Annotated in this window: 17 protein-coding genes and 2 pseudogenes; 13 read left to right on the top strand and 6 right to left on the bottom strand. The window is 69.2% G+C overall.

Translation table 11 applies throughout. From position 1 onward, the window contains the following. Positions 1-69: 69 nt before the first annotated feature. From JK358_RS00835 to JK358_RS00825, 4 genes and pseudogenes are all read right to left on the bottom strand, one after another. Positions 70-1164 (bottom strand): hypothetical protein, encoded by a 1095-nt coding sequence (locus JK358_RS00835; RefSeq protein ID WP_201942182.1) that lies wholly within the window; start codon positions 1162-1164, stop codon positions 70-72. Positions 1165-1209: 45 nt separating this feature from the next. Further along, a pseudogene (locus JK358_RS40740) lies at positions 1210-1413 on the bottom strand (response regulator transcription factor); the annotation flags it as partial. A gap of 2886 nt (positions 1414-4299) precedes the next feature. After that, positions 4300-4761, bottom strand: a pseudogene (locus JK358_RS40735) (hypothetical protein); the annotation flags it as partial. 14 nt (positions 4762-4775) lie between these two features. After that, positions 4776-6647 carry an Hsp70 family protein gene (locus tag JK358_RS00825; protein WP_201942178.1) on the bottom strand — a complete coding sequence of 624 codons (1872 nt, stop codon included), beginning with the start codon at positions 6645-6647 and terminating at the stop codon, positions 4776-4778. Positions 6648-6962: 315 nt separating this feature from the next. Between JK358_RS00825 and JK358_RS00820 the strand changes: the two genes are divergently transcribed. From JK358_RS00820 to JK358_RS00810, 3 genes are all read left to right on the top strand, one after another. Continuing rightward, a complete protein-coding gene (locus tag JK358_RS00820; protein WP_201942175.1) occupies positions 6963-9062 on the top strand; it encodes an IniB N-terminal domain-containing protein in 2100 nt (699 codons plus the stop codon). Positions 9063-9077: 15 nt separating this feature from the next. Further along, on the top strand, positions 9078-10997 hold the full coding sequence (locus JK358_RS00815; RefSeq protein ID WP_372440573.1) for a dynamin family protein: 1920 nt from the start codon (positions 9078-9080) through the stop codon (positions 10995-10997). 324 nt (positions 10998-11321) lie between these two features. Continuing rightward, positions 11322-12938, top strand: a complete 1617-nt coding sequence (locus JK358_RS00810) for a dynamin family protein (RefSeq protein WP_201942169.1) — start codon at positions 11322-11324, stop codon at positions 12936-12938. A 29-nt stretch (positions 12939-12967) separates the two neighbouring features. Here JK358_RS00810 and JK358_RS00805 read toward each other — a convergent pair whose 3' ends face one another. Then, positions 12968-14134 (bottom strand): zinc-binding dehydrogenase, encoded by a 1167-nt coding sequence (locus JK358_RS00805; RefSeq protein WP_201942166.1) that lies wholly within the window; start codon positions 14132-14134, stop codon positions 12968-12970. Positions 14135-14321: 187 nt separating this feature from the next. Here JK358_RS00805 and JK358_RS00800 point away from each other — a divergent pair, with 187 nt between their 5' ends. The 10 genes from JK358_RS00800 (at position 14322) to JK358_RS00755 (ending at position 24918) form a co-directional block, all read left to right on the top strand. After that, on the top strand, positions 14322-15191 hold the full coding sequence (locus tag JK358_RS00800) for a haloalkane dehalogenase (protein WP_201942163.1): 870 nt from the start codon (positions 14322-14324) through the stop codon (positions 15189-15191). Positions 15192-15366: 175 nt separating this feature from the next. Next, entirely contained in the window at positions 15367-16269 is a 903-nt protein-coding gene (locus tag JK358_RS00795) for an RNA polymerase sigma factor (RefSeq protein WP_307817208.1), read from the top strand. An 80-nt stretch (positions 16270-16349) separates the two neighbouring features. Then, the gene (locus JK358_RS00790) at positions 16350-16994 is read left to right on the top strand and encodes an HhH-GDP family DNA glycosylase (protein WP_201942160.1); all 645 of its coding nucleotides are present in this window, start codon (positions 16350-16352) and stop codon (positions 16992-16994) included. A 66-nt stretch (positions 16995-17060) separates the two neighbouring features. Beyond that, positions 17061-18167 (top strand): DUF1707 SHOCT-like domain-containing protein, encoded by a 1107-nt coding sequence (locus tag JK358_RS00785; protein WP_201942157.1) that lies wholly within the window; start codon positions 17061-17063, stop codon positions 18165-18167. A 9-nt stretch (positions 18168-18176) separates the two neighbouring features. Continuing rightward, on the top strand, positions 18177-18962 hold the full coding sequence (locus JK358_RS00780) for a DUF1707 SHOCT-like domain-containing protein (RefSeq protein ID WP_201942154.1): 786 nt from the start codon (positions 18177-18179) through the stop codon (positions 18960-18962). Between the two features lie 229 nt (positions 18963-19191). Next, on the top strand, positions 19192-21030 hold the full coding sequence (gene dnaK, locus JK358_RS00775; RefSeq protein ID WP_201942151.1) for a molecular chaperone DnaK: 1839 nt from the start codon (positions 19192-19194) through the stop codon (positions 21028-21030). Continuing rightward, entirely contained in the window at positions 21027-21665 is a 639-nt protein-coding gene (gene grpE / locus JK358_RS00770) for a nucleotide exchange factor GrpE (protein ID WP_201942148.1), read from the top strand. The genes dnaK and grpE overlap by 4 nt, the downstream gene beginning before the upstream one ends. Positions 21666-21689: 24 nt before the next feature. Beyond that, positions 21690-22862, top strand: a complete 1173-nt coding sequence (gene dnaJ, locus JK358_RS00765) for a molecular chaperone DnaJ (RefSeq protein WP_201942145.1) — start codon at positions 21690-21692, stop codon at positions 22860-22862. Next, a complete protein-coding gene (locus tag JK358_RS00760) occupies positions 22863-23255 on the top strand; it encodes a heat shock protein transcriptional repressor HspR (RefSeq protein WP_201942142.1) in 393 nt (130 codons plus the stop codon). Positions 23256-23745: 490 nt separating this feature from the next. Further along, positions 23746-24918: a globin domain-containing protein gene (locus JK358_RS00755; RefSeq protein ID WP_201942139.1), complete on the top strand. Its 1173-nt coding sequence runs from the start codon at positions 23746-23748 to the stop codon at positions 24916-24918. Here the strand turns inward: JK358_RS00755 and JK358_RS00750 are convergent, their stop codons facing one another. After that, positions 24919-25704, bottom strand: coding sequence for an FAD-binding oxidoreductase (locus JK358_RS00750; RefSeq protein WP_307817206.1), 786 nt, complete (start codon positions 25702-25704; stop codon positions 24919-24921). Positions 25705-25711: the final 7 nt, after the last annotated feature.

Below are 25711 nucleotides of genomic sequence, written 5' to 3'. Positions count from 1 at the left end.
CCGGTTACTTTGCGGAACATCGGTCAGCGCATCACTTTAGGGCAAGAACGACCGAAGGTCTCTACGAAATCAGAACGGGAAGTCGTCTTCCCACTGCTCGTCCACATCAGGCGATGTCGTCCGGGAGTTCCTCGGGTTTCGCCGGTTCGTCGTCGTCGGCTCACTCGACGTCGACGGGGGTGGCGTGGTCGTCTGCGGTGTGGTCGTGGGCGGCGGTTCGGTCGTGGTCGGTGCGGGGACCACGATGATGGTGGTGATGACCGTCGGCGGCTCGGTCGTCGGTTCCGGCTCGACAGGCGGCGGGACCTCGGCCGGTGTCGGATCCGCCGTGGACGACGGTTGCGAGCGCACTTCGCCGCGCGGCGTCGGCGTCGAATCGCTCGGCCGCAAAACCGCGGCCACACCCAGGCCACCCAGCAGCAAACCGATGACGGCCGTGGCGGCGGCGATGATGTAGAGGCCGCGATTGGAGCGCGTCGAGGAGGCCGGTGTGGACTGCCCGGTCGTGGACTCGGCACTGGTCGCGGCGGGAATGGCGGCCGAATAGGCGTACGCCTGCGCGGCCGGCTCGGCGGTGGTCACGGCCGGGAGCACATCGGTGACGGCCGCGGCGTTCTCGGTCGAGGCCGTCGGATCGGGCGGGGTCAGACCGGCGGGCGTGGACAGCACCGCAGCCAGGGCCGCGCGGGCCGCGTGATGCGCGTAGAACCTGCCGATATCCTCGTCCGGCTGGGGAAGATCGCGTTCGCTGACCAGCACCACGGACTTCAGGCCGAGGTAGTCCATGGCCTCGCGTAGCGCGCGCACATAGGCTTCCGGCCAGGTGTCCGGGTGCGTGGCGTAGAACTCCGCCGGACCGCTCAGCCGATCGGCGGCCAGGTTGATCAGGCAGAACGCGGCCGTGGCCATGAGGTCCTCGGCGCGGTAGGCCTCGCCGTCGTCCACCCGCATGCCCGCGGTATCGCCGACGGCGGAGACGAAACCGCTGATGGAGTGCGAGTACTCGGGCGGTTTCGGGCCGCCCAGTTCGGCGTCGCCGTCCTCGGACATGTGCAGGATGGACTCGCGAACGACGAAGTGCACCTCAGGTTCGGCATCGTCGCTGGTCACGATGGCCACGACGCATTCGTCGTCGGCCATCCGCAGGCCCACGCCAGTGGCCATCCTCGTTACCTCACTCGGTGCGTCATGGTCCTCCGCACCGAATGATCACACGAGCAGGGAGCCGTGGCCCATGGCGCGGAGCATTGACAATAACTCCGAACGTGAGCCCGCACCGATTCGACGTCGTATCCGCGCCACGTGATGCTCCACGGTTTTCGCGGATATGTAGAGCCGAGCCCCGATTTCCCGGTAGGTCAAGCCCAGTAGCACCAGCTCGGCCACCTCACGCTCACGCTCACTGAGCACGGTCTCGATGACCGGCTCCGGACGAGGCGCCGGATCCGCCGGAACCGGAGGCCGGATGGCCGCGCCCTCCGGGGGACGGGCCTGCGCGCGGATCGTGCGCGCCAGCTTCAACAGGGCCGTCGCGGTCGCCGAATCATCGGCGGCGAGAGCGGCCTCGCTGGCGAGCCTGGCCGCATCCCAGATGAGACCGAGCGCGGCCAGCCGATGCACGGCAGCCTCCACCGGGCCGCGCGCCACCTGCCCGCGCAGCACCAGCACCCAGGTGCGGCCGGCGTCCGCCAGCGCGGCGGCCTGCGGGTCACCGGCCTCGGCGGCAGCCTTCAACCGATGTGCGTGCGGCAGTAGCTCATTCGGATTCTCATGGGCGATGGCGGCCTGAATCGCGTACCAGTGGAACGCATTCGCCCACGCGGGCGGCTCCCCGAGTCGCGCCAGCACCTCGGCCGCCGCGCCCACCAGCGCGCTCACCCGGCCCTCGTCCCGCAGCCGGATACTCGCCAGCCACAGTTCACCGATGGGCAACAGCCCCAGCAGATCCGCGCCCACCTCGTCGAACAGCGGATACGCCGCCTGCCAGGCCAGTGTCAGCGCGGTGTGATCCCCGCTGCGCCGCGCCAACCCGACGATCACGCCGTGCGCCAGCAGCCGATCCCGCGGATCCAACTGCGCCACATCGAGATCCGCGATGATCGCGGCGGCCGACTGCTCATCGCCGCCGAGCATCGCGACCCAGGCCCCCAGCACCCGATGCTGCGGATCCTGGCCCGCACCACGCAGGGCATCCGCGGCCCGGCGCGGTTCACCCATGCTCAAGCACAGCAGCGTCGCGATGGACACCGCCGAACAAGGCAGGAACCTGTCGCCGGGGGCCGAGCTGTAATGCGCGGCCCCGATGAGCGCCGAGGCTGCCGCCACCGCCGCCGTGCGACGGGCGTCGGAAACCGCCGGAAGCTGTGTCCGCCGATGCTCGCCCGGTGTCGCCGACTCCGGTGTGATGGCCGGAATACCTTGCGGTGCAGTCATGTCGAGTGCGTTCGGCGGCGTGGGCACAGTCAGCGCAGGCACTACCCGCACGCCCGGCTCGAAGCCCGCACCCGGCAGTGCATGACTGAAAGTGCCTGCGGACGAGGCTGATTCGACCTCGACGCTGTTCCGCACTGTCGGCCCGGAACCGCGCGCGGTCACCGTGTGGTCGGCGGTGTCGTCACCGCCGTTGGACCGATCGAATCCGGCAGCGGATGCGGTGGGTCCGGAACTGCGCCCATCCCGAGAGCTCGGAGCGAGACCGGGCGCGGTTGCCGCGCGGCCGAATGAGTCGTCATCGTGCGCGCCTGGAGCTCCGCCGCGAGCGATTGTCGCGTGGCCTGAGGAATTGCGGCCGTTCGCGGTGGGAGCGAAGCCGAACGTCGTTGCACTGGGGGCAGCCGAAGTGGTTGCGGATTCGACTGTCGCCCTCGAGGAACCGTTGGCTCGGGGGGCACGGTCCGAGTCGGGCGCGGTTGCCTCTCGAGGGGCGGAGTCGATGCCGAAGGTGCTCCCAATGGAATTGGATGCGGGTGACGACTGGCCGAGCGGGCTGACGCCGGTGACATCGGGAAGGGGGCCAGGTGGGGCGGTCGGTCGGCTGAACGAACCGGGGGCGGTGACGGGCGCGTTCGTGGCTGTAACCGGGACCGTCGCGGCGGTGGTGTGGTCGCCTCTACGACCGGTGGGTGCGGACGCGGCGGGAAGGCCATTGCTCGGTGGTGTTTCGGTGGAGCCCGCCAGGGCCTCCGCGATGAGGGCGGCGCGAGCGTTGGCCTCGGTCGGTGGCCAGTGCGCGGATGAGGAGGAGAGGGCTCGGGCGGCTTCGGCGTCGCCCGCGAGGTAGAGCACGGCCGCGCCGATCGCCCAGTCGGCGCCTACGCGGTGGGCGCCGAGCCAGGTGTAGAGCTGGGCGGCGCGGGTGGTGAGGCCGCGACGGGCCCAGACACCCGCGCAGATGCGGACGGCGGCGGTGAGGTCGGCGGGCGGGGTTTCGGGGCGGGCCAGGGCCGGTTCGGCCAGGCGGATGGCGGCGTCGCAGTCGCCGGCGCGGGCGGCGGCGTCGGCCCAGCGGACGGCGATGGCGGTGGAGTCCGCACCGGCCGCTGCCGCGGCGGCGTAGTAGCGGACTGCTTCGTCTCCCGCCTTTTCCGCTGCGGTGCAGAGGAATTCGGCCAGACGGGGATCGCGGACCCCGGCTTCTGCTAGGAGGAGCGCGGTGTGGTCGCGCAGCAGTCCCGCGTCCAGGCGTGCCTGGAGTAGTTTGCGCTGCACCGCGAGGAAACGGCGGTCGCCGACCAGGGTGCGCAGGGGAGCCACGGCGGGGGAGAGGAGGAGATCCGCGTCCGTGATCAGCGCCCCGGCCCGCGCTCTATCCACGAGATCCTGTGCTACCGAAGGGGATACGTCGAGGACCTCGATGAGCTCGCTCGCATCCAGGCCCGCGCCGAGCGCGGCCACCACGAAGGTGTCCAGGAGGTCGGGGTCCGCGTCGTCGAGGCGGGTGCGGGCCCAGGCGGTGACGGCTTTGTCGACCGCGGCAACCCCGGCATCCAGGCGGGTGGCGCAGGCCGCCGACAGTGCGGCGACCACGCCGCCGTGGATGCCGTCGGTCTGGCGGTGGATGTGCTGGGCCAGACCGCGCGGCACCATCATGCCCAATTCGCGTGCGAACGGGGCGATCTCGGTGACGCCGAGTGCCCGCAGATCGACCACCCGGCCCCGGCGCGACACCAGATCCGCGAAGGCGCGTGTGCGCGTGTCGTGCGGGCGGGGACGACTCGCGACGATCACCGCGCACGCAGCGGAATCGGCGGCCGTGTAGAGCAATTCGAGTTCATCCGCGGTGAGCCCGTGGGCGTCGTCCACGACCAGCGCGTAGCTGTGCCGGAGAGCGTCCGCGCCGTTGGACGTGGACGCGGCGCCCGCGACGGCCGCGACCACGAGTTGATCGACGGCTGATCTGTTGCGCGGCTGCGTCGTACCGTCGCGACGGCCGGCCGGACTCGGCTCCGCCGCGGTGGGGTCCGCGTCGGAGGTGGACCCGGTGACCGTGTCGCGGCTGTTGTCCGGGGTCGCGGCCACGTCGCCCGCGCGGTCGTTGGTGAGGCCGCGCAGCTGGGGGACCACGTCGCCGGGACGGTCGGTGACGGTGATGCCGCGCAGCTGGAGCCGGGCGCGGATAGCCGACAGCAGGGTGGATTTGCCGGTGCCGGAGCGGCCCCGGATGAGGTAGAGCGGGGGCGTGGAGTCAGCGGAGTCCAGGTCCCGGAGGATTTCTCGTGCGCACGGGAGCGAATCGAGTGCGACTGGGGTGTTGCCTATCAACTGGAATCCAACTCTCAGCCGCCGGTGCGGGGAAGGACTTGTGTCGGGAGCGCCGGGACGGCGTCGCCGAGCTGATCGACGGTGCCGTTGAGGACACCGGGCACGCTGGGCAGGGACGGTACCGTCGGAACCTTCAGCTCGGGCTGCGGCAGGGACGGAAGTTGCGGCTGCTGCGCGGCTGGAAGTTGCGGCGGGGCAGTGGTTTCCGGTTGCCCGGCGGGGGCGGCCGGTTCGGTGGCCGCCGCGCCCGCCGTGGTGGGCGCGGCGCCGGGAGACGGATTGCCCGCTCCCGCTGCGGGATTCGATCCGGCCGGACGCCCGGCGGTGGTCGGTCCCACTCCGGCGATGGGTGCGGCCTGGCCGGTGGTTCCCGCCTGGTCGCTGCCACCGGTCTGCGGATCGGCATTGTCCAGGGCCGCCACGGTCGTCGAAGGTGCTTGCGGCCCGGACGATTCCGGTGGGGCCGATTGCACACCGGTGCCCATGGCCAGCGTGCCCGTGGCCAGCGCGGCGATGGCCACGGCCACCGCGCCCATGACCGCGACCCGCTTCCAATGCGCGAATCCGGTGGGCTGTTCGTCGTCGGTGGGGAGGGTGGGCAGAGCGCGCGGTTTGTCCGACACGGATTCCTCGGCGGCGGGGGTGCGCTCGGCGCTGTGGCTCACGGGGAGTTCGCGTGCGCCGGGCCCGTCGTCGGAGTTCCGGTCGGTGCGGGGGAACGCGCCGCTCGGGTGTCCGGGTAGCCCCGCGCCGGGTGTTCCGCTCTCTGCGGCTGAGTATTCGAAACTGTTGGAGCGCAGGTCATTTGCGCGTTCGGAGCCGGGATCACGACGGGCCGGGATACCGGGGCGGGCCAGCCCGGCCAGGGGGCTGGCGATGCTCGGGTGCGGTTCGGTCGGGGTGGTGTCGGTGAGCAGGTCGGCGGCGAGCAGTGCCGCGCCGTGTGCGCTGAGGTGGGCGGGGTCGGCGGCCGTGGCCACCGGGATGCCGAATTCGGTGGAGAGGAGTTCGGTGACCAGTGGGATGGCCGCGCCGCCGCCGGTGAGGAGGATGCCGTCGAGTTCGGCGACGGTCAGTCCGGCGCGGCGGACGGCCTCGCGGACCAGATCGGTGGAGGTGAGCAGGGGGTTGCGGACGAGGTCTTCGAATTCGTCGCGGACCAGGCGCACGTCCACCGGGCCGAGGTCGGGTAGGCGGACCGGGACCACCGTGGCCGTTTGTTTGGAAAGTGTTTCTTTCGCAATTTTGCAGCGAACGCGGAGATCCGCCAATTCTTGTTCCACTCGCGGATCGAATGGATCGAAATCATTTTCGCCGACCGCAAACGCGAGGACGTAGCGCATGGCGAGCAGATCGAATTCCGCACCTGCCACTGTGGTGGAACGAACCGGTTCGCCCAGAAGTCCCGACATGGCGCCCGTGCGCGCCACCGAAACGGTCAAACCCGTTGTGCCCAGGTCGTATACGACCATCGCGCCGTCGTGGGTGGACTCGTGTACCTCCTGCAGCCAGCGCATGGCCGCGGCCGGCTCCGGAACCAGTGCCACACCGTCCAGTCCGGCGGCGGCGAGCGCGTCGCGCTGCACCTCCACCGTGTGCTGCGACCACCACGCCGGATAGCAGGCGATCGTGGCCGCGGCGGCGTCGAGGTCGTCCACTACCCGGCCGATCGCCGCGGCCACGAGATCCGCCGCGCGAACAGCGGATCCGTCTCTGGTCCGGATGTCCACGGGATCCCCGACCCGGGACAGGAAGCTCTCCGGCAATTCCTGCTCCGGCACGAGCGCGCTCGGCCGGATGTGTGTGGTGCTGTGTCCCCCCGAAGTCGTCACGGCGACGGTATTGGACGACCCGACGGTGATGCCGAGCGCCAGCCCCTGACTCATTCGAGATCCCCTGTCATTCGAAACACGCGGTGGTTGCGGTCCGCGTGTCGCGCGAAAGCTCGTTTGTCCGATTTGTGGAAATGGACGTGTGGGCCGGTTGACCCATGGTTCCTGTCGGTTGCTGGGGGTTCGTCGTTACCGGTTCTCCGGCACGTTGGGGGAAATTCCCCTAATGCCCGGCCTGCCCCCAATCCCGCCGCGTTGCGACACGGGGGAGTTCACCCCGTTTCGGCGTAACGGGTCGCGTTCCTAACGTGAAAGGCAATTCGAGCAGCGCGGGTCAACGGGGCCCGCCCATCCAGGAGATGATTTGCCATGAGCCCCAACGCAATTCTCGAGTTCATCCTCAACCTGCTGCGGGATCAGGACGCCGCCGCCGACTACTGCGTCAACCCCGGCCAGGCGCTCGCCGACGCCGGACTCGGCGCGGTGACCCCCGAGGACATCGCCGCCGTCGCACCCATGGTCGCCGAATCCGCCCTGGTAGCGGGAGGTTCGCAACTGTCCGCCATCATCGCCGCGGGCCACGCCGGCGCCGCCGCCGGAGTGGACGCGGCCGTCAACGGCGCCGCCGGTGTGAACGGGGCCGCGGGCCTCAACGGCGCCGCCGCCGTGAACGGCGCGGTCAACGCGGCGACCGGCGCGGCCGTCAACGTCGGTGCGGCCACCGGCGCTGAGGTCGGCCTCGGCGCCCAGCTCGGAACCGGCGTGGAACTGGGCCTGGCCACCGGCATCGGCGCGGTGGCAGGAGCCGCCGCCAACCTCGGCACCGACCTGGCCGCCAACCTCGGCACCAACCTCGGCACCGACCTCGCCGCAGGCATCGGTGCGGGCGTCTCCGCTGCGGTGGACGCCGCCACCGGCCTGGAAGGCAATATCGGCGCGAACCTCGGCGCCGTCCTCGATTCGGCACTGCACACCAACCTGGGCGTGAACACCGACCTCGGCCTGAACGGCGGAGTGAACCTCGGCACCGGCCTCGACGCCGCCGTGAACGCCGGCACCCAGGTGGGCGCAGGCCTCGAATCCGCACTGCACGGCGGAATCAACGCCGCCCTCGGCGCGGGTGCACAAGCCGGAACCGACCTCGCCGCAGGCCTTTCCGGCGGATTGAACGCGGCTGTGGATGCCGGTACCCAGGCCGGCGCGGGTCTGGGTACCGACCTTTCAGGCGCGCTCAACGGCGCGGCGGGCCTCGGCACCCAGGTGGGCGCGAACCTCGGCACCGGCCTCTCGGGCGCACTCAATGGCGCGGCAGGGATGGGTGCGGAGCTCGGAACCGGTTTGGAGGCAGGGCTTTCCGGTGCACTGAACGGCGCGGCGGGCCTCGGTGCCCAGGTCGGCGCGGGGCTCGACACCGGTCTTTCCGGCGGGATCAACGCCGCCACCGATCTGACTGCGGGTTTGGGAACCGAACTGGCAGGCCAGGTTTCGAGCGGGATCGATGCGGGGCTTTCGGGCGGTGTCGACGCCGCCACCGGATTGGTTGCGGGTCTGGGAACCGAACTGACGGGCGAGGTTTCGAGCGGTATCGATGGTGCGCTCGGTGTTGGCGGGCAGGTCGGGGCGGGGCTCGACACCGGTCTGGCGGGCGCGCTTGCTGGTGCGGCCGGGCTCGGTGGCCAGGTGGGGACGGGGCTCGAAGCAGGTCTTTCCGGTGGGATCGATGCTGCCACCGGTGTGACCGCCGGCCTGGGAACTGAACTGGCGGGCCAGGTTTCGACTGGTGTCGATGGGGCGCTCGGGGTCGGCGGGCAGGTCGGGGCCGGGCTGGATGCCGGGCTGTCCGGGGCGCTCGATGGTGCCGCGGGTGTGGGTACTGAGCTGGGTGCGGGAGTTACGGGTGCTGTCGATGGGACCTTGGGTGCGGGGGCTCAGGTCGGAAGTGGTTTGGAGACCGGGCTTTCCGGGGTGGTTGATGGGGCCGTCGGGGTGGGGACGCAGGTCGGGACCGGGCTGGAGGCCGGGCTCGGTGGCGCCGTGGGTGGTGGGATCGATGCTGCCACCGGGCTCGGGATCGATGCCGGTGCCGGGCTCGGGGGTGCCGTTGGTGGTGGGGTTGATGCCGCTACGGGGCTCGGTGCGCAGGTTGGGGGCGGGTTGGGGGCTGGGCTCACCGGGGTGGGCGAGGCTGTCACCGGGGGTGTGGATGTGGGGGTGCATGGGTCGAATGGGGTCGAGGTGGGGCTCGGGTCCGGGGCGGGTGCGCAGGTCGGGGGCGGGGTGGATGCCTCGGCGGGGATCGGTGGTGCGGCGAATCCGTGGGCGGGAGTGGATGTTTCGCAGGCGTTCGGGGCCGGGGTGCAGGGTGGCGGGTTGGACGGCGGGGTGTTCGGGGAGAGCGGCGTGAGCGGTGGGGTCGAGCTGGGGAGTTACCCCGGCGGCGATGTCATCGGGGACATGCTGCACTCCTGAGCTGGATGAAGGTTGGTGAGAGCTGTGTCGGGGAACTCGGCGGGACATCCGCTGCTGGCGATACTGTCGGAAACCATTGCGGTGGCGCGGGCTTCGGACCGTGGTGATCTCGTGGGGCGGTTGGAGACGCTCGCGGGGAAGGTGCGGGATCCGCGCCGTCGTATCGTGGTCGCCGGGCTGGGGAATCAGGGCAAGAGTCAGTTCGTGAACGCCCTGATCAACCAGGACGTGTGCGCGGTGGGCGACGATGTGACCACCACCGTCACCACGGTGCTCGCCCACGCGGTCGAGCAGCGGGCGGCGCTCGTTGTCGCCGGGGGTGACGGTGAAATCTCGCGGGTGGCAGTGGGATTCGCGGAGGCGGGAGGCGTCACCGGGCGCGCGCCCGAAGCGCAGGGACGGCCCGTGCTGCGGGTGGAGATCGAGATGCCCAACCGGCTGCTCGCCGACGGGCTCGTGGTGGTGGACACCCCGGGCGTCGGCACGCACGGGAGCACCAGTGGCGCGGGCGTGCTCGGGAATGTGCCCGCCGCCGACGCGGTACTGCTGCTCACCGACGCGTCGACCGAACTCACCGATCCGGAGGTGGAGTTCCTGCGGCAGGTGCGGGAACTGTGCCCGGCGGTGGCGGTGCTGCTCACCAAGGTGGACCTGTATCCGCACTGGCGGCAGGTGTTCGACGCAAACCAGATCCACCTGCGCGACGCGGGAATCGAGGTGCCGATCATCCCGGTGTCCGCGCTGCTGCGCACCCACGCGATGCGCCTGCAGGACGAGCAGCTCGGCCGGGAGTCCGGGTTCGGGCTGGTGTTCCAGTTCCTGCGCGAGCAGGTGGTGGCGCGTGACCAGGCCGAGGTGGCGCGCACCGTCGCCCTCGACATCAGTTCGGCGGCAGAGCATTTGGCGCTGGCGCTGGGCAGTGAACTGGTGGCCCTGCGGGATCCCGAGCGCGGCGCGGCCGCCATCCGGGAACTGCGGGCGGCGAAAACCGCTGCGGAGCAACTGCATCGGCGTACCGCCGTCTGGCAGCAGACCCTCGGCGACGGTGTCACCGATCTCGCGGGCGATGTCGACCACGACCTGCGCAACCGGCTGCGCACCATCTCGCACGAGGCGGAGGAGTGGATCGACGACCATGATCCCGGCCGGCACTGGGAGAGCATCGAGGAATGGCTGACCACCCAGGTCGGCACCGCCGTCGGCGACAACCTGCTGTGGACCCGCAACCGCGCGGTGAAACTCGCCGAACAGGTCGCCACCCACTTCACCGAACTGGGCACCGTAGACCTGCCGGATGTGCGAGAAGCCCTGGACGGCAATACCTCTCGCGCGGGCTCCTGCACGCTCGCCGATCTCGAACCCGATCTCGGCTTCGGCCACAAGATCCTGGTGGGCGTGCGCGGCTCCTACGGCGGCGTCGTCATGGTCGGCCTGATGGGCACCATGGCGGGCATGGCCCTGGTCAACCCGCTCTCCCTCGGCGCGGGACTCCTGCTGGGCGGCAAGGCTTTCCGTGACGACAAGCAGGCCCGCCTGGCCAAACGCCGCTCCGACGCGAAGGTGTCGGTCCGCCGCTACGTGGACGACGTCGCCTTCCACACCGGCAAGGAGACCAAGGACCGCCTGCACCGCATCCACCGCCTGCTCCGCGACCATTTCACCGCCGTCGCCGAGCGCACCCTGCGTTCCCTCGACGACTCGCTCCGCGCCGCCCAGGAAGCCGCCAACCTCGAGTCCACCCACCGCACCCAGCGCGCCACCGAACTCGAACGCCGCCTGCACGTGGTAGCCCAACTGCGCCGCCACGCCGACGCCATGCTCGGCATCGAAGGCGCCCGCGGTCAAGCCCTGGCCGCCCGCCCACCCCAGCCCGAACCCGGCAGCTTCCCGGCGATCCGCGTGGCGGTGGATCGCACCGGTCCTGCCCCGAGCTGACACCGCCTGGCGCGCCCGTGGCCTGCGGTGTGGCGGTGGATCGCAGCCGTCCCGCCCGGAGCTGGCACCGCCTGGCGCGCCCGTGGCCTGCGGTGTGGCGGTGGATCGCAGCCGTCCCGCCCGGAGCTGGCACCGCCTGGCGCGCCCGTGGCCTGCGGTGTGGCGGTGGATCGCAGCCGTCTTGCCCCGAGCTGGCACCGCCCGCCGCGCCCGTGGCCTGCGGGCGCGGTGTGCGTGCTGTCTCCTGTTGCTAACGCGATGCCTGGTCGGCGCGAATGCCATGCGACGCATGGAGGTGTTTGGGTGCTGCGGAACAGCGAGCCGATGAGGTACGACTCGGCGGGATACGGGCTGGTGCCGGAGACTCGCGGGCTGGTCGCGGCGGCTCGGCGCGCCTTCGAGGGCCGGCCGCGCGTGCGGGCGCAGCTCGACGAATGCGCGCGGCGACTGGATCAGCCGCTGCGGGTCGCGCTGGCCGGGCAGCTCAAAGCGGGGAAGTCGACGCTGTTGAACGCGCTGGTGGGGCAGGACATCGCACCCACCGACGCGACCGAGTGCACGCGGCTGGTGACCTGGTATCGCAATGGCGCCGCACCCCGGGTGACCGCGTACTCCGGGGACGGGGCACGGGCCGATGTGGTGGTGCGGCGTGGTCGCGGCGCCGACGGGCTGCCGGGCGCGCACGGGCTCACGTTCGATCTGTCCGGGTTGCGCTGGAATTCGGGCGCGCCGCGTGAGGTCGATCGCCTCGAGGTGGAATGGCCCTCGGCCGAGCTGGCGCAGACCACGATCATCGACACCCCGGGCATCTCCTCGCTGTCGCGGGACGTGTCCGCGCGGACCTCCCGGCTCCTGACCCCGCAGGGCGGGGATGCCGCCCTGCCGAGCGCGGATGCCGTCGTCTATCTGCTGCGCCGACTGGATGCGGCGGATGTGGATTTTCTCGAGCGGATCGGGTCTGGTGCGGACCGAAGCGGCGCGGACGCGACGCGGCCGAATCCCGCCGGGCCGCTGGGTGTGATCGGCGTGGTGTCGCGGGCGGATGAGATCGGGGCGGGGCGGATCGACGCCCTGCATTCGGCGCGGGATGTGGCGGCGCGGTTTTCGGGCGAGCTGGAGCGAACCGGCCTGTGCCAGTCGGTGATTCCGGTGGCGGGGTTGCTGGCGTTCGCGGCGGCCACGCTGCGGCAGCGGGAGTACGCGGCGTTCGAGGCGTTGGCGACCGTGCCCGTGGACGAGTTGAGCGCCGCGCTGCTGTCGGCGGATCGGTTCGCTCGGCCGGATCTGCCACTGCCGGTGCCGCCGGAGCTCCGCGCGCATCTCGCCGGCCGATTCGGATTGTTCGGAATCCGGTTGGCGGTCACCCTGATTCGGCTGGGTGTGCGTGACGCCGACTCCCTGGCCAGAGAACTCACGCAGCGCAGTGGTCTCGACGAATTGCGCACCGTGCTCGACGTTCAGTTCGCACAGCGCGCGGATGAATTGAAGGCGCACTCGGCGCTGACGGCGCTCGCCCGGATCCTCGCCACCAACCCGGGCACCTCCGCCGACACCCTGCTGCCACGGGTCCGGACCCTGCTCGCCGATGTGCACAGCTTCGCCGAACTCCGCCTGCTCGGCCATCTCCGCTCCGACGAACTACCGCTCCCCACAACAGATCTCAACGAACTGCATCGCCTGATCGGCGGCGCGGGCGTCGCCACCCACCTGCGTCTCGGGCTCTCCGCGCACACGGATATCGCCACCCAGCGCGAGGAAGCCCTTGCCGCCGTGCACAAATGGCGTTCCCGCGCCCGCCACCCCCTGGCGGATCAATCCACCGCGAACGCCTGCCTCACCGCCGCCCGCAGCGCCGAGGGCCTGCTGGAAATCCTGCACGCGCCCCCGACCACCCCGTTCGCGCGGATCAGCCTGCCGCGCACCGGCAATACACAGAGCTAGCGCTCCTCGGCAAGGCTCACGGCAGGTTGTCAGGGTGCGGTTTTCGAACTGTGCGGATCCACGAGGATCTTGGCGTGCTGTTCCGGTGAGCCGAGGGCGGTGAAGGCGGCGTCGATGCCTTCGAGGCCGACTGTGCCCGTGATCAAGGGGGAGGGGTCGACCTTGCCGTCGGCGAGCATGTGCAGGGTGTCGCGGAATTCGCCGGGGTCGTAGCCGAGGACGAAGCGGAGTTCGAGCTGTTTGTTGATGGCTACGGCGGGGCGGATGGTGTCGGGTTGCATGCAGACGCCGACCACGACCACGCGGGACATGGCGGGGGCGGCAGCGAGGATTTGGTCGAGAATGCCTGGGACGCCGACGCATTCGAAGATGACGGGGGCCGGCGGGCGGATGTCGAAGGTGTGGGCGGCGCGGAAGAGGTACCACCAGGGCACATTCGGGATTCGGCGCAGCTTGGCCATGGCGTCGAAGCCGGAATTGATGAGGTCGATGGGGTCGCGGTTCATGATCGACTTCTTGGGCGCCGCCTTCCACGGCGAGTCGACGGCGGGGTCCACGACCACATCCGCGCCGCAGCGGGTGGCGAGTTCGCGGCGGCGCGGGGAGAGGTCGCTGGCCACCACGGTGCGGACCCCGGCGGCCTTCAGCATGCTGATGACCGCCAGGCCGATGGGTCCGCAGCCGATGACGAAGGCGGTGCGGCCCTTGCTCACCCGTCCGGTGCGCACGGCGTGCCAGGCCACGGCCATCGGTTCGGTCAGTGCGGCATGGTCGGGGGACAGTCCGTTGGGGACGTCGAAGGTCATGGATTCCTGCACCAGGACCTGTTCGGCGTAGCCGCCGGGCGCGGCGGCCGAGAGCCCGGTGAGGTGGGCTTCGCGGCCGTGCCGCAGGATCGGCAGCGCCACCACGGGCGTGCCGGGCTTCCAGCGGCGGCGGGTGTTCACGCCGTATTCGACCACCTCGCCGGTGAATTCGTGGCCGAGCACCACGCTCTGATCCGAGCGCATGAAGTGCTGGTAGCCGGTGGTCGCGCCGGTGAGGTCGGCCATGTCGTCGCCGTGCACACGGGCGTGCAGGTCGGAGCCGCAGATGCCGCAGCGGGTGACGTTCACCAGGATCTGGCCCGGCCCGGGTACGAGGTCGGGAATCTCCTCGACCCGGAATTCACCCTTGCGGACCACGGTTGCGCGCATGACCGACTCCTACCCCTGCTCTGGCGTCCTGCTCCGGATTCTTCCCGTCCGAGCGGCCGGGGGACAGCGAATCGGCCCGTTACCGCGAATAGCATCAGTGATGCACGTCACACCGTAGTGCGGTCACAGCGGTCGCGATCCCGTGTCCAACCCAGGTGAAAGCAGTTCACACGGAAGGACACCGGCCATGCCGACCATCGACATCCTCGACTCCTACCTCAACTACACCGACACCGGCGCGGGCGACATCCCCGTGGTGTTCCTGCACGGCAACCCCACCTCGTCCTACATCTGGCGCAATGTGATTCCGCACGTGTCCGGCGAAACCCGGGTGCTGGCACCGGATCTCATCGGCATGGGCGACTCCGGCAAGCCCGACAGCGAGTACCGGTTCGTCGATCACGCCCGCTACCTGGATGCCTGGTTCGACGCACTCGGCCTGGACCAGGTCGTCATCGTCGGCCACGACTGGGGCGGTGCGCTCGGAATGCACTGGGCGGCACGGCATCCCGAACGAGTGCGCGGCATCGCCGTGGTGGAGACCTTCCTGCGTCCGATGGACTGGTCGGAGATGCCGCCGCAGGGCGCGGAACTGTTCCGGCGCTTCCGCTCCGACGAAGGCGAGAAGCTGGTGCTGGAACAGAACATGTTCATCGAATTCAACCTGCCCGCCTCCACCCGCAGCCTGTCGCTGACCGCCCTCGAGGAGTACCGCCGGTACTACCCGACCCCGGAATCCCGCCTGCCGATGCTGGTGTGGCCGCGCGAATTCCCGCTCGGCGGGGAACCGGCCGACGTGGTCGCCATCATCGAGAACTACGACCGGTGGATGTCGGAGTCGCCGGAGGTGCCCAAGCTGGTCATGGCCGTCGAGAACGGCGTCGGACTCGGCTCGCCGGAGATGATCGACTGGGCGGCAACCACATTCGCCGCCTGCGAGACCGCCTCCATCGGTCCCGCCGGGCATCACAGCCCGGAGGATCAGCCGGACGCCATCGGCGCGGCGGTCGCCGACTGGATCCAGCGGCACGCGCTGCTCGGCGCCAAGGTCGGGTGAGCGAGTTTCGGGCGGTACGCGCTCGGCGGCGGCACGGCCGGTAATCTGAAACGGCCGTGGCAGGGCTGATCGGGGGCGAGGTGCACACCTCGCCCCCGATCCCTTTCCCGGGGGTGCCGCGGGCCCGGCGGATTTCCGCTTGCGTAGCGCGGAATTCGCGTCGAAGCTGGGCGGAGTGGAAAACGAAGCGGCCGAACCGTACTCGTCCGGTGTGGCGACAGCGCCCGAGGTACTCGATCCGGAAGCCCTCGCGGCCGAGCGGGACCTGGTGGCGCGGGCGGTGGCGGGCGACCGCACCGCCGTCGGGGAAGTCGTTCTGCTGCTGCAGGATCCGATCTACCGGCTGGCCCTGCGCATGGTGTGGCGACCCGCCGACGCGGAGGACGCCACCCAGGAGATCCTGCTGCGCGTGGTCGAGAACCTGAACAGCTGGCGGGCCGAGGCGCGGCTGCTGACCTGGGCCTACCGGGTGGGAGTCAACTTCCTGCTGAATCTGCGCCGCAGGACCCCGCAGGAGACGAACCAGCTCAGCCTCGACGATTTCAGCGAAGGGCTGAAAGACGGTCTGGCCGAACAGGATTACCGCGGCCCGGAAGCCACCCTGCTCACCCACGAGGTCAGGTTGAACTGCAGCCAGGCCATGCTGCAGTGCCTGGCGCGCGACGAGCGGGTCGCCTTCGTACTCTCCGATGTGTTCGAAGTGAGTTCCGCCGAGGCCGCCTGGATCACCGGCGCGACCCCGGCGGCATATCGAAAGCGCGTGGAGCGAGCCAAGAAGCGGCTCGGCAGCTTCCTCACCAGGACCTGCGGATTGTCGAATCCGGACGCCTTCTGCCGCTGTTCGCGTCGCGTCGAGAAGGCCCTCGAACTGGGCCGCGTCGACCCGCGCCGACCCGCCTTCGCCGCCCACCCGGTCACACCCGGTGGGCGCAGCGTCGAAGAGGCGGAGAAGCAGATGGTCCGGCTGCACGATGCCGCCGCCGTCATCGGCGCGCACCCCGATTACGCCGCTCCGCGGGACAGAATGGCCGCCATCGCCGGAGTGCTCGGCTCCGGGCGCTTCCCGCTTCTCGAATGAGGGCCGAACCAGCGCCCTGAAATCAGGGTTGGACACCGCCGCACCGGGTACGCGCACCATGTCCGAAGGGCAGGTGCCACATGACACGACAGGACATCGTCCACGCACTACTCGAACGCGCCGGAACCAGTTACGCGGCGGAGGCGGGCATCCGCCTGGCCGACAAACCCGCACCCCTGTTCCAGCTGCTGGTGCTCGCTCAACTCCTGAGCACCCGCATCTCCGCCGGCCTGGCGGTGGCCGCCGCCAGAGAACTGGTCACCTCCGGCTACACCACCCCGCACCGCATCGCCGACGCCGACTGGCAGGAACTCGTCGACGCCCTCGGTCGTGCCCGCTACCGCCGCTACGACGAATCCACCGCCACCCGCCTCGGCGCGAACGCCGCCCTGCTGATCGACCGCTACCACGGCGACCTGCGTGAACTCGCCGCCGAATCCGATGAGAAACCCTGCCGCCTGGTCGAACTCCTGCAACAGTTCCAGGGCATCGGCCCCACCGGTGCGAGCATCTTCCTGCGCGAAATCCAGGACATCTGGCCGTGGATCCGCCCGCACTTCGACGAACGCGCACGGCAGGGCGCCGAACAACTCGACCTGCCCACCGACCCGGCCGAACTGGCCCGCCTCAACCCGGACGGCCACGACGCCGACCTCGCCGCCGCTCTCGTCCGGGTGACCCTCGACCACGATCTGGCCGAAGAGGTCCGCACTGCCGCGCACTGACCTCGCGTCCCGGCGATCGGGGTGGAGTGGGGCATGAGAAACCGGTCGGGCGCTTACGATCCGTATGTGGTTTCGAAGTCGCCCGGATCGGCGGGACTCTCGGGTGCGGCCGGGCAGATGCGAGCCCGGGACATCGACCGGGTGAACACCCGGGCGCGGCTGGATGCCGCGTACGAGGAGGGCCAGCTCGGCAACGAGGAGTATCACTCGCGATCGGAGCGAGCGGCGAAGGCCGAGACGCTCGGGCAACTGCATCGGCTGGTCGCTGATCTCCAGGAATCGGCGGGGACAGCGGATCTCGCTCTGCCGCAGCCGGATTCCGGGAAAGGGCGGGCAGCACGCGGGGCATACCCGGGCGAGGTGCGGGCACGGGACAAGGATCGGTCGGCGGCGTGCGCGCTGCTGGACGCCGCACGCGGAGACGGGCAGCTGTCGCAGGACGATCATCGTGCGCTGACCGAACTCGCCGGTGCGGCCAAGACTTTGGGGGAACTGGCCGACCTCACGGCCGATCTGCAGCGGCCCGCGGACGCGCCCGCCGCGCCTCGGCCGCCCCGCGCACGGCGGAAGAACTGGTTCACCGCCGTGGTGGCGGTGGCTGCGACGGCGGCGGCGATCGGCGCGTTCGTCGCGGTGGATTCCACCGGGTCGACATCGGAGGTGCGGCCCGCCGCGGATCTCGGCGTGATCGAGCCGCGCGTCGTACCCATGCCGAATCTGCTCAGCGAGGAAGGGATTTCGTACTTCCGGGACCTCTACCGGACCAAGTTCGGGGATGGTCTCGTCGACGAGCTCAGCTTTCACGACGGCTACGCCTCGTTGCGGCGGCCGGTGTCCGGCCAGCCCAATCGCCAGGAGGATTACAGCTTCCGGGGCGGCTTCGAGCGCAGTGGTGCGCCGGTCACCCGCAAGACCGATACGCCGGTGTTCGATCTGGCGACCCTCGAGGTGGCCGCGCTGGGGCGGCTGATCACGGGCGCGCCTGCGACTGTGAAGGTGCCGGACGGCGTGGTCACCCACCTCGTCTTCGATATCGAGGGCATGGCGCGGGCGCGCAGTGGCGACAAGACGGTGATCGTGCGCATCTACGTGAGCAATGCCGCCGAGGAGCGAGGCTATATCGAAATGAGCGCGACGGGGGACGTCGTGCGGGTCTCGGAATTCAAAGGGTAGGGCAGCGTCATGGCCGAGTTCCGGAACCGAATCGACAATCGGCACAGCGGTATTCGAGTACGAGATACCGATCGGGTCGATGCCTGCGCGCTGCTCGACGCCGCCCGCGCCGAAGGCGAGCTGACCGAGGCCGAGCACGCGCAGCGCAGCGAGGCCGCCATGCGCGCGAACACCTTCGGCGACCTGGACAAGCTCCTGCGGGATCTGCAGATTCCGCGCAATCTGGCCGACGCGCCGGTGGTCCGGCCGGATCGCCGGGCGCCGTCGCGCAAGTGGCAGGCGGCGGCCGCGCTCATCGTCGTCGCCGCCCTGATCGGTGCGCTCGGCGGATGCGTGAGCCGGGCGGCCGCACCCGGCGCGTCACTGCCGGATCCGACCACCGGCCCCGGACTGGCCGCGTTCATCCAGGCCTACCGGGATCACTACGGCGACACCGTGGTCGACGAGGTCTCGCTCTATCCGGGATATGTGCTGGTCGAACGCGCTTCCGGGGCGGACAGCGAGCGAATCCGCTACGACCGCAAGGGTTTCAGCGCCTACACGAGCTCCTCACGCTCCACCGACGCGGTCGCGCTCGATCTCGCCGAACTCGATGTGCCTGCCCTGGCGCGCCTGATGGCCGGTGCGGGCGAAACAGTCGGTGCTCCCGGCCATAGGATCAGCCACATCACCATCGAGCACGAAAAGGATGAGGACGCGGTGGTCCGCATCTACGTGGAGGACACGCGCAACGGCGGCTACCTCGAGGTGAGCCCGGCGGGCGAGCCGCTGACCGTCTATCCATCGCACGACTGAGTCTCGTCGAAAAAAGTTTCCCGGTTCTGGAATAGATCTCCGACCTGGCTAGTTGGTCTGGTCAGCGCAAGGTTGAGTGGAAGCGGCTCAAGTTCAAGTTGCACTCGAGGCAAAGCGGGTGCAGGATTGAGCCGACCACGCTCAGTGTTGCTGAGGACCGTGCTCCATGCAGAGTCAGGAGCGCAGGGTCCTGACACATCAGCAGGTAAGTCAACTAGGAGGATTCACCATGGCTCGTGCGGTCGGTATCGACCTCGGGACCACGAACTCGGTTATCGCCGTTCTCGAAGGCGGAGAGCCGGTCGTCGTCGCCAACTCGGAAGGATCGCGCACCACCCCGTCCGTCGTCGCGTTCGCGAAGAACGGAGAGGTGCTCGTCGGTCAGCCGGCGAAGAACCAGGCCGTCACCAACGTCGACCGCACCATCAAGTCGGTCAAGCGGCACATGGGTGAGGACTGGAACGTCGAGATCGACGGCAAGAAGTACACCCCGCAGGAAATCTCCGCGCGCACGCTCATGAAGCTGAAGCGCGACGCCAAGGCGTACCTCGGTGAGGAGATCACCGACGCGGTCATCACCGTCCCCGCCTACTTCGAGGACGCGCAGCGCCAGGCCACCAAGGAGGCCGGGCAGATCGCGGGCCTGAACGTGCTCCGCATCGTCAACGAGCCCACCGCGGCCGCGCTGGCGTACGGCCTCGACAAGGGCGACAAAGAGCAGACCATCCTCGTCTTCGACCTCGGCGGCGGCACCTTCGACGTGTCCCTGCTGGAGATCGGCGAGGGCGTCGTCGAGGTCCGCGCGACCTCCGGCGACAACCACCTCGGCGGCGACGACTGGGACGAGCGTGTGGTCTCGTGGCTGGTCGACAAGTTCAAGGCGTCCTCGGGCATCGACCTGACCAAGGACAAGATGGCCATGCAGCGTCTGCGCGAGGCCGCGGAGAAGGCCAAGATCGAACTGTCGTCCTCGCAGTCGACCTCGATCAACCTGCCCTACATCACCGTGGACGCGGACAAGAACCCGCTGTTCCTCGACGAGCAGCTGACCCGGGCCGAGTTCCAGAAGATCACCTCCGATCTGCTGGACCGCACCCGCAAGCCGTTCCAGTCGGTCATCAAGGACGCCGGCATCTCCGTCGGCGAGATCGACCACGTCGTGCTGGTCGGTGGCTCCACCCGTATGCCCGCCGTCTCCGAGCTGGTCAAGGAACTGACCGGCGGCCGTGAGCCGAACAAGGGCGTGAACCCGGACGAGGTCGTCGCCGTCGGCGCCGCGCTGCAGGCCGGTGTGCTCAAGGGTGAGGTCAAGGACGTCCTGCTGCTCGATGTCACCCCGCTGTCGCTGGGTATCGAGACCAAGGGTGGCGTGATGACCAAGCTCATCGAGCGCAACACCACCATTCCGACCAAGCGGTCGGAGACCTTCACCACGGCCGACGACAACCAGCCGTCCGTGCAGATCCAGGTCTTCCAGGGTGAGCGCGAGATCGCCTCGCACAACAAGCTGCTCGGCTCCTTCGAGCTGACCGGCATCCCGCCGGCCCCGCGCGGCGTGCCGCAGATCGAGGTCACCTTCGACATCGACGCCAACGGCATCGTCCACGTGACGGCCAAGGACAAGGGCACCGGCAAGGAGAACACGATCAAGATCCAGGACGGCTCCGGCCTGTCCAAGGAGGAGATCGACCGGATGATCAAGGACGCCGAGGCGCACGCCTCGGAGGACAAGACCCGCCGGGAAGAGGCCGAGACCCGCAACCAGGCCGAGTCGCTGGTGCACCAGACCGAGAAGTTCATCAAGGACAACGAGGACAAGGTCCCGGCCGACATCAAGGAGAAGGTCGAGGCGGCCATCGCCGAGGCCAACGAGGCGCTCAAGGGCACCGACATCGCGGCCATCAAGGCGGCGGTGGAGAAGCTCGCCACCGAGTCGCAGGCGCTGGGCCAGGCCATCTACGACGCGTCGGCCGCGGCCGACGGCCAGTCCGCGAACGGCTCTGCCGCACCGGATTCCGATGACACCGTGGTGGACGCCGAGGTCGTCGAGGAGCCTGAGAAGAAGTGACGAACCAGAACCCGGAACAGGAACCGGTCATCGATCCGGCTGCGTTCGAGGGGCGCTTCGAGCCCACGGGTGAGGTTTTCGAGGCCGCGGCGGAGGACACCGCCGCGGCCCTCGGGCCTGATGGGGCTCCCGAGAGCGTGGACGCCATCGCCGACACGATCAGCGCCGAATTGGCCGAGCGCACCGCGGATCTGCAGCGTCTGACCGCGGAGTACGCCAACTACCGGCGGCGCGTCGAACGGGACCGCAAGGCCACCATCGACACCGCCAAGGCGCAGATCGTCAGCGAACTGCTGCCCGTGCTCGACGATCTCGACCGTGCCCGCACCCACGGTGACCTCGATGCCGGACCGCTCAAGGGCGTCGCCGACAAGCTGGTCACCGCACTGCAGAAGCAGGGCCTCGAGGAGTTCGGACTCGAAGGCGAGGCCTTCGACCCGACCCTGCACGAGGCCGTGCAGCACGAGGGCTCCGGCCACAACCCGGTACTCGGGATGGTCATGCGCAAGGGTTACCGATTCGGTGATCGCGTCCTGCGTCACGCGCTGGTCGGCGTCACCGACGGGGTAGCGGATTCGGTTGCGGGGCAATCGGATTCTTCGAACGCTGGCCCGGATGCCAGTAACAACGGATAACACCGCGAGAGGAGGAGATGCCCGGTGAATCGGGAGTGGCTCGAGAAGGACTTCTACAAGGAGCTGGGCATCGCCTCCAGCGCGACGCAGGACGAGGTCAAGAAGGCATACCGCAAACTGGCCCGCGACCTGCATCCGGACAAGAATCCGGGCGACACCAAGGCCGAGGAACGGTTCAAGGCGGTCAGCGAAGCGCATTCCGTGCTCTCCGATCCGGAGAAGCGCAAGGAATACGACGAGGCCCGAAGGCTTTTCGCCAGTGGCGGATTCGGGCGCGGCGGGTTCTCGCCGGGCGGCGGATACGGCCAGGCCGGGGGCTTCAGCCAGGACTTCAACCTGGGTGACATCTTCGGCGGCGGCACCGCCAACGCCTCCGACGGCGGTCTCGGCGACCTGCTCGGCGGACTGTTCAACCGGGGCGGCACGCGCACCTCGTCGCGGCCGCGGCGCGGCAGCGATGTGGAAACCGAGACGACCCTCGGCTTCCGTGAGGCCGCCCAGGGCGTGACGGTTCCGCTGCGCATGACCAGCCCGGCCGCGTGCACCACCTGCCACGGCAGTGGTGCCAAGCCGGGTACGTCTCCGCGAGTCTGCCCGCACTGCAACGGATCCGGCGTCGTCAGCCGGAACCAGGGTGCGTTCGGATTCAGTGAGCCGTGCGACGACTGCCGCGGCACCGGATCGATCATCGACGATCCGTGCCCGGACTGCCGGGGCACCGGCATCCAGAACCGGACCCGCACCATCACCGTGCGCATTCCCCCGGGAGTGCGTGACGGGCAACGGATTCGGCTCGCCGGTCAGGGCGAGGCGGGCCTACGCGGCGCACCGCCCGGCGACCTGTTCGTCACGGTGCACGTCAGTCAGGACAAGGTCTTCGGCCGCAACGGCGACGACCTGACCCTGGTGCTGCCCGTCAGCTACAGCGAATTGGTTTTGGGCACAACGGTTTCCGTGCCCACCCTGGACGGTCGTGTCGGCGTCAAGGTGCCCCCGGGCACCGCCGACGGCCGCACCCTGCGCGTCCGCGGCCGCGGTGTCGCCAAGCGTGACGGCGGTGCGGGCGACCTCCTGGTCACCGTGAAAGTCGCGGTCCCGCAGAAGCTGGACGACAATGCTTCCGAGGCGCTGCGGCGCTACTCGGAGGCGGAGAAGGCCAGTGGCTTCGATCCGCGTGCAGGATGGGCAGGTGCGTAAATGAGTTCCGATCCCAAGAAGGCCGAGGCGCAATACTTCCTGATCTCGGTGGCCGCACAGCTCGCGGGCATGCACGCCCAAACGCTGCGCACCTACGACCGCCTGGGTCTGGTCTCGCCCCAACGTACTTCCGGCGGCGGCCGACGCTACTCCAACCGAGACGTCGAACTCCTCCGTGAAGTACAGCGCCTCTCTCAGGACGAGGGCGTCAACCTCGCCGGCATCAAACGGATCATCGAACTCACCAACCAGGTGGAAGAACTCCAGCAGCAGGTAGCCGAACTGGCCTCCGAGGTAGACCGCCTCCGAGCCGCCGGCTACCGCCCGGACTTCACCCCACCCCAGCGCAGTACCGCCCTGGTGGTCTGGCAACCCCGCAACCGTCGGCAGTAATCGGCCGAACACGAAGGCAGCGACCCGAATCCGGGTCGCTGCCTTCGTGTTTTCCGCAGAGTGTGGGCGGGGCTGGGTGCTGGGTAATTGCGGAACGGGTAAAAGTAAGGCGAGCCTGATATATACGAACCGGATGGTATTTAGAAAAATGGTTTCGGTGGTTTTGTCCGTATAGCGCAGGGGAATTCGGTAGCGGGCGAGGTTGCGGTGAGGTCGCTGCTTTACTGAGTCTTGCAAAACGAATGTGGCAGAGGTCAGGGCTGTAAACCCGTGTCGTGCGGCGTGTTTCAGGGGAACAGTTGGTTTTCGGTCGGCTTTGCCTGGCTTTGGCTGGTTTTGGGGGAATTACAGGCGTGTTGTTGAAACGAGCCGTTCCGTAGCTGGCTAACCTCGCCTACACTTGCTGAGCAACGGCTGCTGTCGAGTGTCCCGCAGCACTGCACTCGACAGCCTTGCCTGTGTTCGAGTGCGAAATGGGGTTGTGACACAAATGGATTCGCGGACCGTCGCATTGATTAGAACGACGTTCAAGGCGGTTGCTGCGGAGGACGGTGGCCCCGAGAAACTCGCACGGTCGTTCTACGCCATCCTCTTCACCGATTACCCACAGGTTCGCGATTTCTTTCCCGCAGCCCTCGACGCGCAGCGCGATCGGCTCGTCAAAGCCATCGCCTATGTGGTGGACCGGCTCGAGGAGCCGGACAAGCTGCTGCCTTTCCTCGCCCAGCTCGGGCGTGACCATCGCAAATACGGTGTGGTCGCGGAACATTATGCGGCAGTGGGTAAATCACTGAAGTCCGCACTGCAGGCCTACGCCGGCACCGAACTGTGGACCGACGAGGTCGATCGCGCCTGGGACGAAGGCATCGGCGTCATCGCCGAAACCATGATGACCGCGGCCGAGAAGGAAAGCACCCCGCCGGTGTGGACAGGCACCGTCATCGAACACCGCGAGGTCCTGCGCAATCTGGCGATCGTCCGTCTGAAACTCGATCAGCCCATCCAATACGCTGCGGGCCAATACATGTCGGTGCAGATACCGTCGCGCCCCCGCATGTGGCGCTACCTCTCCCCGGCCATCCCGGCCAACTCCACCGGTGAGATCGAATTCCATATCCGCGGCGTCACCGGCGGCTGGGTCTCCCCGGCCATGGTCGGCCACACCCGCGTCGGCGAACAGTGGCTCATCGGCTCCCCGCTCGGCGGTCTCGGCGTCCCCCGCAATACCCGCCGCAAACTCCTCATGATCGGCTGCGGCACCGGAATCGCCCCGCTCCGTGCGCAATTGATGGCCATGACCCAGCGCCGCTCCAACCCCAAGGTCGACCTGTTCGTCGGCGGCCACTACCCGTGCGACCTCTACGACCTCGAGGTCTTGAGCCAGCTCGCGCAGGCCAACAAGTGGCTCACCGTGCACCCGGTCACCGAATCCAACGAAAACCCTTGGTGGCACTTCGAAGACCCGGCCGAACCGGCCCGGGACTACCCGAACCTACAATCCCGCCAGGTCGGTCAGATCGGCAAAATCGTTGCCGCCCACGGCTCCTGGGCGGACCGCGACGTCCAGATAGTCGGCGCGCCCTCCATGGTGCAGACCACCAAGTTCCGCCTCATGGCCGCCGGCACTCCCACCAAGAATATCCGCCACGACCCCCTCTTCTGATCAGAAGCCCTCGTAGCGAATGGAATCCAGCGGCGTGCCGGAGGCGACCAGCCGCTCCACCGTGGCCTGAACCGGCCCGGAGTTGCCGCACACCAGAACCTGATGATGGTCCAGCGGCCCGAAACGCATGGGGATGTCGGCGATGGTGCCGGGCAGCATCTCGTCCTGCTGGAAGCCGATGTCGACGCGGCAGGACTCGTACCAGGTGTCTGTCCACGCGGGATCCTGCTCGTCCTGCACGACGGGAATCACTGTGAGCCAGGGTAGTTCGCCGGTGAGCAGGTAGAGCATGTCGGAGGCGTACAGGTCGCGCGGGTAGCGGCCGCCGACGAACAGGTGGGTGGTCGGCGGTTCGGCGCGGCGGGAGAGATCCAGCAGCAGGGCGCGCAGCGGGGCCAGGCCGACACCGTCGGCGATCATGACCACGTCGGTGGCGTCCTCCTCGACCGCCAGCCAGCCCGCAGGCGCGGTGATGCGCCACTCGTCGCCGGGATGGGTGTCCGAGACCAGGGAGCCACTGCACCAGCCGCCCGGCACCGTGCGCACGTGGAATTCGAGCTTGCCGTCCAGCGACGGTGGCAGCGCCGGGTAGAGGCGGCGAATCATGGTGGGGTGCTGCGGTGTTCGCACCTCCACCGACTGCCCGGGAGCGAAGGGCACGAAATCGCCGATCAGCCGGACCACGGCCAGATCCTCGCGCAGGCGGTGTGCGCCCACCACCGTGGCGGTCCATTCCGTGGCCTCGCCCAGGGCGATGGGGCCGGTGTCGTCCGGGCCGATCGTCACCGCTCAC

It is taken from the genome of Nocardia acididurans, assembly GCF_016741815.1.
Classification (GTDB): Bacteria; Actinomycetota; Actinomycetes; order Mycobacteriales; family Mycobacteriaceae; genus Nocardia; species Nocardia acididurans.
This window is presented reverse-complemented; position numbering and strand designations above follow the sequence as displayed.

Bases quoted from the DNA above. Each gene is read 5' to 3' on its own strand.
- JK358_RS00810 (WP_201942169.1), top strand. From the start codon at position 11,322: ATGAGGTACGACTCGGCGGGATACGGGCTGGTGCCGGAGACTCGCGGG.
- JK358_RS00755 (WP_201942139.1), top strand. From the start codon at position 23,746: ATGGATTCGCGGACCGTCGCATTGATTAGAACGACGTTCAAGGCGGTT.
- JK358_RS00805 (WP_201942166.1), bottom strand. From the start codon at position 14,134: ATGCGCGCAACCGTGGTCCGCAAGGGTGAATTCCGGGTCGAGGAGATT.
- JK358_RS00790 (WP_201942160.1), top strand. From the start codon at position 16,350: ATGACACGACAGGACATCGTCCACGCACTACTCGAACGCGCCGGAACC.
- JK358_RS00825 (WP_201942178.1), bottom strand. From the start codon at position 6,647: ATGAGTCAGGGGCTGGCGCTCGGCATCACCGTCGGGTCGTCCAATACC.
- JK358_RS00780 (WP_201942154.1), top strand. From the start codon at position 18,177: ATGGCCGAGTTCCGGAACCGAATCGACAATCGGCACAGCGGTATTCGA.
- JK358_RS00835 (WP_201942182.1), bottom strand. From the start codon at position 1,164: ATGGCCACTGGCGTGGGCCTGCGGATGGCCGACGACGAATGCGTCGTG.
- JK358_RS00800 (WP_201942163.1), top strand. From the start codon at position 14,322: ATGCCGACCATCGACATCCTCGACTCCTACCTCAACTACACCGACACC.
- dnaK (WP_201942151.1), top strand. From the start codon at position 19,192: ATGGCTCGTGCGGTCGGTATCGACCTCGGGACCACGAACTCGGTTATC.
- JK358_RS00820 (WP_201942175.1), top strand. From the start codon at position 6,963: ATGAGCCCCAACGCAATTCTCGAGTTCATCCTCAACCTGCTGCGGGAT.
- JK358_RS00760 (WP_201942142.1), top strand. From the start codon at position 22,863: ATGAGTTCCGATCCCAAGAAGGCCGAGGCGCAATACTTCCTGATCTCG.